Source organism: Sporolactobacillus pectinivorans, assembly GCF_002802965.1.
Classification (GTDB): Bacteria; Bacillota; Bacilli; order Bacillales; family Sporolactobacillaceae; genus Sporolactobacillus; species Sporolactobacillus pectinivorans.
Genome location: NZ_NXGA01000001.1, coordinates 2,661,062 through 2,673,967, shown reverse-complemented (window position 1 = coordinate 2,673,967; position 12,906 = coordinate 2,661,062). Strand labels below are relative to the sequence as shown.

Sequence of the window (12,906 nt, the reverse complement as noted above, 5' to 3'; positions counted from 1 at the left end):
TGTTTTCGTGTATCCTTTTTTCTATTTATTGATGAAGTTCAAAGAATTTGAAAAGTGAACGGGTGATTTAAAGCACCAATCGACAAGCCGGTGACGCGATTCACCCCATTCTTTTCATCATCCTTAAACGTCTTCACTTAGTTAATGGTGCCGCTGATTCCTTTTCTTTCGATTCATTCGTCCATGCTTCCGGAAGTCTCATGACGCCTCCGGTATGAGCAGAAGTAACCAGTGCGGCATAACGGGCCAGATAACCGGTTTTGACTTTCGGAACAAAAGGTTTGAGCTGCTTTTGCCGTTCAGAAAGTTCTTCGTCTGATACGGCAAGATGGATCGCCCGATGGGTCAGATCAATTGTGATTGTATCGCCATTTTTAACAAGGGCAATCGGACCGCCCGATGCGGCTTCCGGTGAAATATGGCCGACTGAAATACCGCGGGATGCTCCGGAAAAACGGCCGTCCGTGATCAGAGCGACATCTTTTCCAAGTCCGCGGCCGACAATTGATGAGGTCGGTGCCAGCATTTCCGGCATACCCGGGCCCCCTTTCGGTCCTTCGTAGCGTACAACAACGACATGGCCTTTTCGGACGGTATGATTGTCAATCGCTTCAACGGCTTCATCATGTGAGTTAAAGCAGATTGCTTTCCCAGTAAAGACTTTAATCGACGGATCCACGCCCCCGACCTTGATCACGGCACCTTTTGGCGCAAGATTGCCGAACAGAACAGACAGGCCGCCTGTTTTGCTGTAGGCATCTTCTAATGGATGAATGACTTTGGGATTCTTGATTTGAGCGTCTGTGACATTTTCACGAAGTGTTCGTCCGCTAACAGTGATCCGATCAGGGTGAATAATGCCGCCCATATCGATGAGGGTTTTGATAATTGCGGAGATGCCGCCGGCTTCGTGAACATCTTGCATGGAGAATGCAGAACTCGGAGCAATTTTTGCGAGATAAGGTACTTTTTCAGCAACTTCATTGATGCGGTTCAAATCATAATGAATGCCGGCTTCGGAGGCTACAGCCAGCATGTGCAGCACCGTGTTGGTCGACCCGCCCATGGCCATGTCCAGGGCAAATGCGTCGTCAACAGCTTCCGGGGTGATGAGATCACGAGGCTTGACCTGGTTCTTCACTAAATCCATCAACCGGAAAGCCGACCGCCTGACCAGGTCATGCCGTTCTTCGGAAACAGCCAATGCCGTGCCGTTTCCGGGAAGCGCGACACCGAGCATTTCCATCAGGCAATTCATCGAGTTGGCGGTGAACATGCCGGCACAGGAGCCGCAGGTCGGACAGGCAGAAGCTTCGATATCAAGAAATTGTTCTTTTGTGATCCGCCCTTCTTTAAAGGCACCGATCCCTTCAAAGACTGAAGACAGAGTCAGCGCTTTGCCCTGCGCCGACAGACCGGCCTTCATCGGACCGCCCGAACAGAATATGGCAGGGACATTGGTGCGAACGGCGCCAAGCAGCATGCCCGGTGTGATTTTGTCACAGTTTGGCATGTAGAAAACGCCGTCAAACCAGTGAGCGTTGATCATTGTTTCTGCTGCATCGGCAATCAGTTCCCGGCTGGGAAGGGAATAACGCATGCCGATATGACCCATCGCAATCCCGTCATCCACACCGATCGTGTTGAACTCAAACGGTATGCCGCCAGCTTCTCGAATCGCCTGCTTGGCGACGTCGGCCAGTTTTCTAAGATGCACATGTCCGGGCACGATGTCCACGTAGGAATTACAGACAGCGATAAATGGTTTTCGCATATCCTCTTCATTTTTGACCATACCGGTTGCCCGCAGCAGGCTTCTGGCCGGGGCCCTGTCTAATCCTTTCTTGATTTCATCACTTCTCAATTTTTCTTCATCCTTTCTTTTTGTGCTTGTTGTCCTAAAAAAAGAGCCCCCGTTCAATCATGAACGGGAGCTCTTTCCGGTTCCCATTCGATGTCAATGAGGACCCGGACAATCGTTAAATTTTTCAGCGATTGCCAGGGCCCTAAATAATAATCACGACATACAAGACTCGTTCATCGAACAGGTTCAGCATAAGAATACCCTCACTTGGGAATGTTCTGAATTTGGTATGGACAAATATAACATTGGGCTAAACGAATGTCAACGAAATTTTATGAATTTAACGTTCTTTTCAAAAAAAGAAAAAATTCCGGTTGACAAATCTTTTGAGACGAGTAACATGTATGGCACAAACCTGTTTGAAAAGCATTCGAATTCAGGATCATAAAATAAATCCGTGACGAGGAAAAAATCATTGACGCTGTTGCTTCCAGAGAGCCGGTGCAGGGTGAAATCCGGCAGCATGCCCAATGATGAACTCACCTCAGAGTGTCTGTCTGAAAAAAGTAGGACGGGCCAAGTGTTCCAGACACTTGTTAAAAAAAAGACGTCACCAGTCTGATTGATCAGATGGGGATGCCGTTAAGCTGATATTCTGCAAAGAGTATCAGAAGCTGGGTGGTACCGTGAAAAGAAGCCTTTTCGCCCCTGCAAGCCGGTCGTTCGACCGGGTACGGGGGAGGATTGGCTTTTTTTTATAAACAAAACAGATAGAGAGACACGATGGAGAGCGAAATTAAAACCTGAAAAGAGAGGAGCAGGAAAATGGAAAAGGTTGAAATTTACGACACGACGCTGCGTGACGGTGAACAAGCACCCGGATGCAGTCTGAACGTTGAAGAAAAAGTGAGGGTGGCCAAACAATTGGAACGGCTCGGCGTCGATGTGATCGAAGCAGGATTTCCCGCATCATCGCCTGATGATTTTAAGGCTGTGCGTGATATTGCAAATGAGATCAAAGACAGTACGGTGACCGGTCTATCCAGATGCATGAAACATGATATCGATGCATGCTGGGAAGCGCTGAAGGGCACCGAAAACCCAAGAGTGCATGTGTTCATCGCAACATCGCCGATCCATATGGCCTATAAGCTGAAAAAGAAACCGGAAGAAATTCTCGAAATGGCTGTCCAGTCTGTAAAATATGCAAAGAAGTTTTTCCCGCAGATTGAATTTTCCGCAGAAGACGCTTCCCGAAGTGATAGGGCTTATCTGGCAAAAGTTGTTGATGCAGTGATGACGGCCGGAGCAACAGTCATCAACCTTCCCGACACAGTCGGTTATGCGACACCTGGGGAATATGGAGATATGTTCCGGTACATCAGGAATCACGTTGCAGATAGCGACCGAGTGTGCTTCTCCTGTCACTGCCATAATGATCTTGGCATGGCCACGGCCAATACGTTGGCCTCGGTTGAAGCCGGAGTCCGCCAGATTGAGTGCACGGTCAACGGAGTCGGTGAACGGGCGGGAAATGTAGCTCTGGAAGAGGCGGCGGCTGTGCTGTATGTCCGGAAAGATGTTTTCCATGTCATGACACAGTTGAACCTGAAGGAAATTAAGCGGACGAGTAATATGGTCAGCGAGCTCATGCGCAGCCCGATTCAGGCTAACAAGGCGATTGTCGGTGCTAACGCGTTTGCCCATGAAGCCGGCATTCATCAGGATGGTGTGCTAAAGGATCCGAGAACCTATGAAATCATGTCTCCATCGATGATCGGACTGGATCAAACCCGGCTTGTCCTTGGAAAACATTCCGGCCGGCACGCACTTGTAGAGAAAGCATCGGAGCTGGGTGTTCACATTCCTGATCATTTCGTCAATGCCTATTTTCAAGCCTTCAAAAAGATGGCGGACAACCAGAAAAATATTTCTGATGATGATCTTGTCTCTTTTTTTAAGAATGAAAAAATTTCTATTTGACTCGGAAAAAAGGAGCAGAATGATGTCAAAAACCATAACGGTGCTTCCGGGTGACGGCATCGGGCCGGAAGTCACGGATTCAGCAGTCAGTGTGCTGGATTATCTTTTTAAAACTTTTCATCATGATGTACGTTTTGTTAAAGAACGGATCGGCGGGGCGGCGATTGATACAGACGGAACGCCGCTTCCACGGAAAACAATCGATCAATGTCTGGCGAGTGACGCAGTTCTGCTCGGCGCAGTCGGCGGGCCGAAATGGGACGGGCAATCGATGAATGTGCGGCCGGAGCAGGGGTTGCTCGGTATTCGCAAAGCGCTGGGGCTGTTCGCCAACATCCGCCCGGCAAAAGCCTTTGCACCGCTGATCGATGCGTCGCCACTAAAAAGGTCTTATGTTGAGCCTGTTGATTTTGTCATTGTCCGCGAACTGACTGGCGGGCTCTACTTTGGCAAACCGAGTGAGCGCCGCGGGGAACATAAGGAGCAGGTTGTCGACACATTGGTCTACAGCGAGCACGAAATTGAGCGTGTTGTCGAGAAAGCCTTCCAGATGGCGGAAAAAAGAAGAAAGAAGCTGACTTCAGTCGACAAAGCCAATGTGCTGGAGTCGAGCCGGATGTGGCGGGAAGTCGTCAACCAAGTGGCGAAGCACCATCCGGACGTTGCAGTCCGCCATGCACTGGTCGATTCAACAGCAATGCAGCTGATCGTTAATCCGGGCCAGTTCGATGTCATTGTGACGGAGAATATGTTCGGCGATATTTTGAGTGATGAGGCTTCCGTCATTACCGGATCACTCGGTATGCTGCCATCGGCAAGCCTGCGGACCGATAAGCTGGGCTTATATGAACCGGTTCACGGATCAGCGCCGGATATTGCCGGTCAGGGAAAGGCCAATCCGCTTGCCACCATTTTATCGGCTGCTTTCCTGCTGCATTACTCGCTGGATATGGACCATGAGGCCGCACTGATCGAAATGGCGGTGCAAAACGTGCTTGAACAGGGTTATCACACACCGGATCTGAATGTCAGTGCGGATCGCGCAACACTGGTAAACACTTCAGAAATGACAGATCAAGTGATTAACGCTATTGCTCAACAGGCAGCCAAGGTTAACTGAATTTTTTAGATTAAGAAAACAAATGCTGCATTTTTTGCAGACTAACAAATGAAAATGAGGGGGAAACACGGTGAAACCAAGAACAATCGCTGATAAACTGTGGGAAAACCACGTTGTGCACCGGGAGAAGGGAAAACCCGACTTACTTTACATTGATCTGCATCTTGTTCATGAAGTGACCTCACCTCAGGCATTTGAGGGACTGAGGATGAATCATCGGCCGGTCAGATGTCCGGATCGGACGTTTGCAACGGTCGACCATGATGTGCCGACGACAACGAACCGTGAGACAAAAGATCCGGTTTCCAAAATTCAGATACGTACACTTCAGAAGAATTGCAAGGATTTCGGTATTGAACTTGCCGATATTTACAGTCCGATGCAGGGGATTGTCCACGTAATCGGTTCGCAACTGGGCCTGACGCAGCCGGGGAAAACGATTGTGTGCGGTGACAGCCATACATCGACACATGGTGCTTTCGGTGCGCTGGCATTCGGGATCGGTACAAGCGAAGTGGAACATGTTCTGGCAGACGATCTNCGGTGACAGCCATACATCGACACATGGTGCTTTCGGTGCGCTGGCATTCGGGATCGGTACAAGCGAAGTGGAACATGTTCTGGCGACTCAGACGATCTGGCAGAAACGGCCGAAAACGATGCAGATTAAAGTAAACGGAGAATTAGGTTTTGGCGTAGGGGCTAAGGATCTGATTCTGGCGATTATCGCAAAATTCGGCATCGCCGTTGGAACAGGCCATATTGTTGAATATACCGGAGCAGCCATTCGAAGCATGTCCATGGAAGAACGGATGACTGTTTGCAACATGTCGATTGAAGCCGGGGCACGCGCAGGCCTGATCAGTCCGGATCAGACGACAGTAGATTATCTGAGAGGGAGACAGTTTGTGCCGAAGGGCGAGGCTTTTGAACAAGCAGCCCGGGGCTGGCTGGCTCTAGCTACGGATGAAGGCGCTGAATATGACAGGACGATTGAAATCAATGCGGATGAAATCAAGCCGCAGGTCACCTGGGGGACAAATCCGTCAATGGGTGCTTCAATCGGTGATGTCGTGCCGGATCCCAAATCATTTGATTCTGAAGAAAAGCGCCAGGCTGTTGAAAAGGCAGAAGCGTATATGGACCTGAAACCGGGAACCCCGATCCGCGACATTCCGATTGATGTAGTATTCATCGGCTCGTGCACGAATTCCCGTCTAAGTGATCTGAAACAGGCCGCGCAGGTTGTCCGCGGGCGCCGTGTCCATGAAGGTGTTCGTGCGCTGATCGTTCCCGGTTCCCAGCAGATCAAAAAACAGGCTGAGATTGAAGGCCTGGACAAAGTATTTACCGATGCAGGGTTCGAATGGCGCCAGCCCGGCTGCAGCATGTGCCTGGCAATGAATGACGACGTAGTTCCGGCCGGGAAACGCTGCGCATCGACATCGAACCGCAATTTCGAGGGACGTCAGGGAGCCGGGTCGCGGACGCATCTCGTCAGTCCGGCAATGGCTGCCGCTGCTGCTATCTGCGGCCATTTTGCCGATGTACGTGAAATCGCAGGAGTCCATTAAACAGGAGGGAAAATAATGGAACCATTTCAGACATTTGAAGGGCTTGTCTGCCCCATTGACCGGATTAATGTCGATACCGATCAGATTATACCCAAACAATTTCTTAAACGGGTCGAGCGTCAGGGCTTTGGACAGTTCCTTTTCTATAATTGGCGATTTGACAGTGAGGGCCGGGAAAATCCGGACTTTATTCTGAATCAGCCCAAGTATGCAAAGGCGTCCATTCTTGTGGCAAGAAATAATTTCGGCTGCGGATCGTCCCGTGAGCATGCCCCGTGGGCGCTTCAGGATTATGGCTTTAAAGTGATCATTGCCCCGAGTTATGCGGATATTTTTTATAACAACTGTCAGAAAAACGGGATTCTGACTATTTTACTTGAAGCGGATAAAGTGGACAGACTGATCAGCGCCAGCCAGCAGAAATCTCTGTGTTTAACAGTCAGCCTGGAGCAGCAGACCATAACCGGAGATGGAATTCACGATCATTTTGACATTGAACCGTATCGGAAGGAAATGCTGATTAAGGGCATGGACGACATTGCGGTGACACTGGGTTATGAAGATGAAATCAGCGCTTACGAACAGAAGCAGACAGTCCGGGCGTAATATGCAATCTGTACTTTAACCAAACATACAGACATTGTATATAATGGAAAATTTTATACTAGGCGGATACTCCATAAGCAAACCATGTACAGTTTTTGTTTAAAACAGAGAGATGAAGGATCAGCGTAACAATAAAAAGAGCATAAAAGAGAAAAAAGATTTTTGTTCAGAAAAGATCTGTCCGAAGTAAAGGCAGAATTGCCGAACCCGGGCAGATCAACAAGGGAGATAGGATATATGGATGCAGAAGGGGTTATCGGCAATCGCAGAGCAGAGAGCCAGGGTAAAATGGGTGATGAGGCAGTGCATCACTACTCGGAGCGTGAAAAGCAACGGCTTGAGGTACGCATTAATAATCTTCCTGCAACTCGGACGATGTACAAAGTCTTTACATTAATTACGCTTGGCATGATGCTCGACGGTTTTGATGTTTATCTGGCTGCTGGCGTGCTCGGTCAACTGGTTCAGACGGGCTGGTCCTCCGTTACATTAAACGCCGTATTTATTTCTACAACTTTTATCGGATTGTTCATTGGATCCATTGTCACTGGTTTTGTCGGCGATTGGAAGGGACGTCAATTTGCCTACCAAATTAATCTGTTCATTTTTGGCCTGGCGTCACTGGCCAGTTTCTTTGCGCCGAATATGACCGCACTGATTGTACTCAGGGGCATCAGCGGGATCGGTCTCGGTGCTGAAATTGTGACCGGATTTGCCTTACTGGGAGAATTTGTTCCGGCACGTTCAAGAGGAAAGTGGGTGGCGACGCTTTCTTTTCTGGCCAATTGCACGGCGCCAGTCACTACTTTTGTTGCTTACTTAGTCATTCCAAACATTGGCTGGCGGTGGATGTTTGCTATTGTCGGTGCCTGTTCTGTTGTTGTCTGGTATTTCAGGCGAAGTCTGCCTGAGTCGCCAAGGTGGTATTTTTCACAGGGCGAATATGAAAAAGCCGAAGAAGTCGTTCATATATTCGAAATAGAGGCTGAAGAAAAATACGGCAAGGCTTACCAGACTAGCTATGAAGACGATGTCAATCAGTATCATCAGATCATGGACAAGCAAAGCGGTTCCGGTGCGTTGTTTGATAAACAGACAGTCATCAGGTTCATTTTAGCCTGTTTAATCCTTGCGGCCATCAATACATCTGTTTATACTTTTGTAACCTGGGTGCCGACACTGCTCGTTAAAAAGGGTATTACAATTTCTCATTCACTGGTTTTTACCATGCTGATGATGATTGGTGCGCCAATTGGGGCTTATGTCGGGCGGGTGACCGTCGATAAAATCGGACGTAAATGGAATATCGTTGGCGCATTTCTCATGACGGCCATCCTTGGCATTGCCTATGCCTTTCAGACAGACCCTATTTCCATTATGGTGATTGGTTTTTTCATGACGGTTTGTCTGTATGTGTTAATGGCCGTCGGTTTAGCTGTTTATGTTCCGGAGCTTTTTCCAACACCGATTCGTCTGCGTGCCAACGGAATGGCGCAGGCTTTCGGACGGTTATTTACCATTGTTACCCCCTATGCCGTCGCCTGGTTGCTCATTAATCAGGGCATGATCAGTATCTTTGTTCTCATGGGTATTTTTCTGGTTATAGTCGCCGTCTTTACCATCTTTTGCGGCCCGGAAACAAAACAGCAGATTCTGAAATAATGGTCAGGACCTAAGGGATGGAGACGTACCGTAACGGGTCATAAGTCATGTCAAAAAAAACATGTTCCGAGGCTTCGTGATTGCGTGTCCGCATTTTTATACCAAAGCCTTGAAAAAACCTGATGCTAAGGTATTTTCTCTAAGGTATTTTTTGGACCATTGCACCTTGTATATTGATATCAATGGCGGAATCTGCCATGCCCAAAAACTTTTACCGACGCACATTTTCGGCCAGTTTATAAATTCCCGGAAATCCGGGCTTTGCGAACTACATCGGGTTTTTAATGCTGATGTAGTTCATTTTACTGCCATCGGCCCCCTCAATAAATGTAATCGATTCCCAAAAGTTGCATTTAAGGGCTTTAATGAAATGGCGTTGACGATAAGAATCAGTCAAAAGTCTCTTTGCTGATCTTAGCGTTTTCACTAACAGATATATTAACTTGCCCTTCTGCATTTCTCCCCACCATTTTCACAACATATTTTCCTTTGATTAATGTCGTTGTCCTGTCACCTTGTTGATTGCCAATTATCAAAGTTGTTATTCGTTTATCGGGATGAATCAAAACTGTTTTGAAAATAACTTTTGTCATATTTTTCAAAAAAAGAGACAGAAAGTTAATTTGGGATAAACCCTCTTTCAATCATATTTCCAATTAATATAATATTGTCATAAATTGGCGCCTAACATTGTTTTATACTTAATTGAAAGGCTATGTTGAAGTACCATGCTGATTTTGCTGGAAGAGGATGGCACGAAGAGCAACGGACTAGTTTAACAGAGAATTTTGTTAAACTAGAATGTCATAGGTGGAGGCAGCAGCCGCCGGTTCATTTATTGCAATGGCAGTCAATGGCCTGTATCTGACCATTAAGAACGAGGGAGGGGTATACATGTATCAGCTGGCAGAACCGTCAATGAATCTGGAGAAGAGTTATAACAATTATATTGATGAGTGGGAAAAAGCAGGGGAGAATATCATTCCAACTGCCGCAAAAAGAGAAGGTAAGCCTTTTAAACAATTAGTTCAAGAATGGGGTGCCCAGAAAACAGATCGGATGTACGAACAAGGATGGGTTCCGGCATCGCTCTATTTTCTGATCGATGAAAATAAAAAAATATACGGTGCTCTGCAAATCAGGCATGCACTGAATGAGAAGCTGCTGAAACTTGGCGGGCATATCGGATATGGTGTCAGGCCTTCCGAACGGCAAAAAGGACTGGCCACAAAAATGCTCTCACTTTCTTTAAAAAAGGCCGAAGAACTGGGACTGAGACGTGTTTTGATTACCTGTGATAAAAAGAATATCGGCTCAGCAAAAACGATCACGAACAATAGAGGGGTCCTTGAGAATGAGGAAGACGACGGGAATAGAATAACACAAAGGTACTGGGTGCAGATTTAATAGGTTCTCCTGAACGCTATCTTAGGTCTGTGGCAGTTGTGTGCAACAGGAAATGGCAGAATGGTAAGATTTTTTAATGAATCGATAATTGAAGCTACTTATCCAATGCGACATAAGTGACGGTTCCTTCTTGTTACCAAAAACGGATGCTTATTGGAAATTTAATTATTGAGTATGTGGGAGAAGAAACCTTTGTCTCATTTATTAGTCGGAACAGGGATCGTGTAAACGTTGTTTCTTGTACCATTCAAAAAAATCTTGATGAAGAATTTGTCAGCCATTCCAGCTACACATCGGCATTTGATACATTGTTAACTATTCTTCATAATGCAAATGCACAGAGCTTAAAAAAGATATTCGCTGCCAAAGAATTTAGTTGCAGTAAAGTGTATTCACTTCCTAATGGTAAGCAATTCATCAGGCTGGATTTTGAAAAATATTAAATTGATACGGTTGGAAACTGCACCCAGGGAGAATATATATGAACACATCTATTCTAAGAAATGAGTTAGTGAATGCAGTCGAATTGAATGAACTTCTTGCCACTAACAACTGGGATGTTCACCCAATAGAGAGATTAGAAGAAGGAATTAAAGCATCTTGGGGGAATGTCTGTGTAAGAAATGAAAATAGGCAATTAATTGGATATGCTAGAATTTTGTCAGATGGCATTCGCCATGCCTACATATGCAGTGTCATTGTTCATCCCGGATTTCAAAAACAAGGAATTGGGACAGCGATAATGAATGAATCACTAGATATGCTAAGGGAGAACAAATTATATCCAACTTTAGTTGCCAGCCCCGGTAAGAAAAGTTATTACGAAAAATTGGGCTTTGAAACAGAGAGCAGTGGATTTACTGCAATGTGTATTCGAAAACCCTTTTAGAAAGCCCTCTTTTGGCAAAAAAAAGATCTTTCGACTTAGATTGAGGAGGCCATTGAATGTTTGACATATCATATTTTTCCGCCTTTCTTTTTACATCATTAGTGATTTTAATCGCGCCGGGACCGGATATGGCATTTATCATGAGCAGAAGCATTGGAGAGGGAAGAAAAGCGGGAATCGCAACAGCGTTGGGGATGCAGGTAGGTGTGTTTGTGCATATCTGTTTGGCAGCTTTTGGATTATCAGCCATTCTGATGACTTCTGCCTGGGCTTTTCAAATAGTAAAATATATTGGCGCGGCTTATCTCATTTATTTGGGTATTCAGACCTTAAGAAGAGGGAAAAAAATAAACATCACTTCAGAAAAAAACACGATTAGTGTCCGCAAAGCGTTCTTACAGGGGGCACTGACTGACATTTTTAATCCTAAAGTTGCGTTATTTTTCTTAACTTTTCTCCCACAATTTATCAATCCACAAGTATCAAATACTATTGAGCAGTTTTTTATATTTGGATTGATTTTCAGTGTTGTAGGTTTAGTCATTGACATCGTTACATCGATAATGGCGAGTTTGCTACGCCAAAAGCTGTCAAAGAACAAAAGGGTATTATGGTGGCAACAAAAAATAAGTGGTTTCACACTCCTTAGTTTGGGGGCATGGCTTGCCTTTGAAAGAAGAAATTAATTGTAAGCATGCGTTGTACAGTGTAATTTAACAGCAATGGATTTTAACGTAAGTGATTTCTTGTAGAAAAGAATACCTGAGGTGTGACTATGATCCTTCTTGAGACTGAAAGGTTGATCCTACGTGAACTGGATTTAAGTGATTCTTCCTTAATTTACAAGTACAGTATTGAAAGGACTATGAAAGAAGAACTGCCAGACCAAGTGTATGAGAACGAAAATGAGGCTCAAAAAGTGATCGAATTCTTGAATGCAAAATATCAAACTAATCCTCAATCTTATCCACTCGTTTATGGCGTCGCTTTGAAAACAACCAACACATTAATTGGTCATGTTGGTTTAAGTGAAATATCGGATGGTATTGAGATTGGCTATGCAATTGATATGAGCGATCAAGGCAATGGTTTCGCAACGGAAGCGGTCGGAGCTTTTACAACATGGGCAAAGAACAATCTAGGTGTAAGCTCCATTTACGGAATTGTTAAAGCGAGTAATAAAGGCTCGCAAAAAGTTTTAAGTAACAATCATTTTATTTTAATAAAAGAAGAAGTCAAAAATAGTTGTTTTTGTCAATATGATATTGAGCCAGAGTGATCACATTAAAAGTGAGCCACTTTATGAAACTGAAATACCATTAATGGGATAATATGGGTTTAAGGGGGCAATGGCCCGGGGAGGGCCATTGCCCCCTTAAACCTTCGCTAATTCCAGGCTTACCCTTTGTCTTCTTGCCGTTTCATACTCTGCCTGAATCGGTAGGATTCCCCATTAAGCAGATGAATGTGACAGCGATGCGTGACCCGATCAAGGAGTGCGGCAGTCATCTTTTCATCGCCAAACAAGCTCGTCCATTCATTAAATTCCAGATTGGTTGTCAGAATCAGACTGGCCCGCTCGTATCGGCTTGAGAAGAATTGGAACAGAAGCTCAGCCCCGGTTTTGGAGAAGGGGACATAGCCGAGTTCATCTACAATGACCACATCCAACTTCAACCATTTTTTCTCTAGCGCATTTAATTTCTGCTCCTCATAGGCTGTAAGCAGCTCTTCGACTAATTCAGACGCCGTGATAAATTTGGTTTTAAAACCGTTTTGAATCATTTCAATACCCAGGCCAATCGCCAGATGGGTCTTTCCGGTACCGCTGTTGCCGAGAAAGATCACATTCTCTTTCTTT

The 12,906-nt window shown here is 45.8% G+C and carries 11 protein-coding genes and 1 pseudogene; 9 read left to right on the top strand and 3 right to left on the bottom strand.

Annotated elements, in window-relative coordinates:
* Window positions 1–133: 133 nt before the first annotated feature.
* Window positions 134–1,864, bottom strand: a complete 1,731-nt coding sequence (gene ilvD, locus COP04_RS12970) for a dihydroxy-acid dehydratase (protein WP_100489675.1) — start codon at window positions 1,862–1,864, stop codon at window positions 134–136.
* A 765-nt stretch (window positions 1,865–2,629) separates the two neighbouring features.
* Between ilvD and COP04_RS12960 the strand changes: the two genes are divergently transcribed.
* The 5 genes and pseudogenes from COP04_RS12960 to COP04_RS12940 all read left to right on the top strand — a co-directional run bounded on the left by COP04_RS12960 (window position 2,630) and on the right by COP04_RS12940 (window position 8,749).
* Window positions 2,630–3,787 carry a 2-isopropylmalate synthase gene (locus COP04_RS12960; protein WP_100488409.1) on the top strand — a complete coding sequence of 386 codons (1,158 nt, stop codon included), beginning with the start codon at window positions 2,630–2,632 and terminating at the stop codon, window positions 3,785–3,787.
* Between the two features lie 22 nt (window positions 3,788–3,809).
* Entirely contained in the window at window positions 3,810–4,907 is a 1,098-nt protein-coding gene (gene leuB, locus COP04_RS12955) for a 3-isopropylmalate dehydrogenase (protein WP_100489674.1), read from the top strand.
* A 70-nt stretch (window positions 4,908–4,977) separates the two neighbouring features.
* Window positions 4,978–6,481 (top strand): annotated as a pseudogene (leuC, locus tag COP04_RS12950) (3-isopropylmalate dehydratase large subunit).
* A gap of 15 nt (window positions 6,482–6,496) precedes the next feature.
* A complete protein-coding gene (leuD, locus tag COP04_RS12945; RefSeq protein ID WP_100488408.1) occupies window positions 6,497–7,087 on the top strand; it encodes a 3-isopropylmalate dehydratase small subunit in 591 nt (196 codons plus the stop codon).
* A gap of 237 nt (window positions 7,088–7,324) precedes the next feature.
* Window positions 7,325–8,749, top strand: coding sequence for an MFS transporter (locus tag COP04_RS12940; RefSeq protein WP_100489673.1), 1,425 nt, complete (start codon window positions 7,325–7,327; stop codon window positions 8,747–8,749).
* A gap of 389 nt (window positions 8,750–9,138) precedes the next feature.
* Here the strand turns inward: COP04_RS12940 and COP04_RS12935 are convergent, their stop codons facing one another.
* A complete protein-coding gene (locus COP04_RS12935; RefSeq protein WP_162297101.1) occupies window positions 9,139–9,393 on the bottom strand; it encodes a hypothetical protein in 255 nt (84 codons plus the stop codon).
* A 166-nt stretch (window positions 9,394–9,559) separates the two neighbouring features.
* Here COP04_RS12935 and COP04_RS12930 point away from each other — a divergent pair, with 166 nt between their 5' ends.
* The 4 genes from COP04_RS12930 (at window position 9,560) to COP04_RS12910 (ending at window position 12,324) form a co-directional block, all read left to right on the top strand.
* The gene (locus tag COP04_RS12930; protein WP_239984857.1) at window positions 9,560–10,156 is read left to right on the top strand and encodes a GNAT family N-acetyltransferase; all 597 of its coding nucleotides are present in this window, start codon (window positions 9,560–9,562) and stop codon (window positions 10,154–10,156) included.
* A 481-nt stretch (window positions 10,157–10,637) separates the two neighbouring features.
* Entirely contained in the window at window positions 10,638–11,045 is a 408-nt protein-coding gene (locus tag COP04_RS12920; RefSeq protein ID WP_100488405.1) for a GNAT family N-acetyltransferase, read from the top strand.
* Window positions 11,046–11,101: 56 nt separating this feature from the next.
* Entirely contained in the window at window positions 11,102–11,731 is a 630-nt protein-coding gene (locus COP04_RS12915) for a LysE family translocator (protein ID WP_100488404.1), read from the top strand.
* Window positions 11,732–11,820: 89 nt separating this feature from the next.
* Window positions 11,821–12,324, top strand: coding sequence for a GNAT family N-acetyltransferase (locus COP04_RS12910; protein ID WP_100488403.1), 504 nt, complete (start codon window positions 11,821–11,823; stop codon window positions 12,322–12,324).
* Between the two features lie 119 nt (window positions 12,325–12,443).
* On the opposite strand, the gene COP04_RS12905 is transcribed toward COP04_RS12910, so the two are convergent.
* Window positions 12,444–12,906: ATP-binding protein (locus COP04_RS12905; protein ID WP_157800401.1), on the bottom strand; the 463-nt coding region annotated here is incomplete at its 5' end.

Excerpts from the sequence above, each read along its gene's own strand:
- COP04_RS12960 (WP_100488409.1), top strand. The coding sequence starts at position 2,630 with ATGGAAAAGGTTGAAATTTACGACACGACGCTGCGTGACGGTGAACAA.
- leuB (WP_100489674.1), top strand. The coding sequence starts at position 3,810 with ATGTCAAAAACCATAACGGTGCTTCCGGGTGACGGCATCGGGCCGGAA.
- leuD (WP_100488408.1), top strand. The coding sequence starts at position 6,497 with ATGGAACCATTTCAGACATTTGAAGGGCTTGTCTGCCCCATTGACCGG.
- COP04_RS12940 (WP_100489673.1), top strand. The coding sequence starts at position 7,325 with ATGGATGCAGAAGGGGTTATCGGCAATCGCAGAGCAGAGAGCCAGGGT.
- COP04_RS12920 (WP_100488405.1), top strand. The coding sequence starts at position 10,638 with ATGAACACATCTATTCTAAGAAATGAGTTAGTGAATGCAGTCGAATTG.
- COP04_RS12915 (WP_100488404.1), top strand. The coding sequence starts at position 11,102 with ATGTTTGACATATCATATTTTTCCGCCTTTCTTTTTACATCATTAGTG.
- COP04_RS12910 (WP_100488403.1), top strand. The coding sequence starts at position 11,821 with ATGATCCTTCTTGAGACTGAAAGGTTGATCCTACGTGAACTGGATTTA.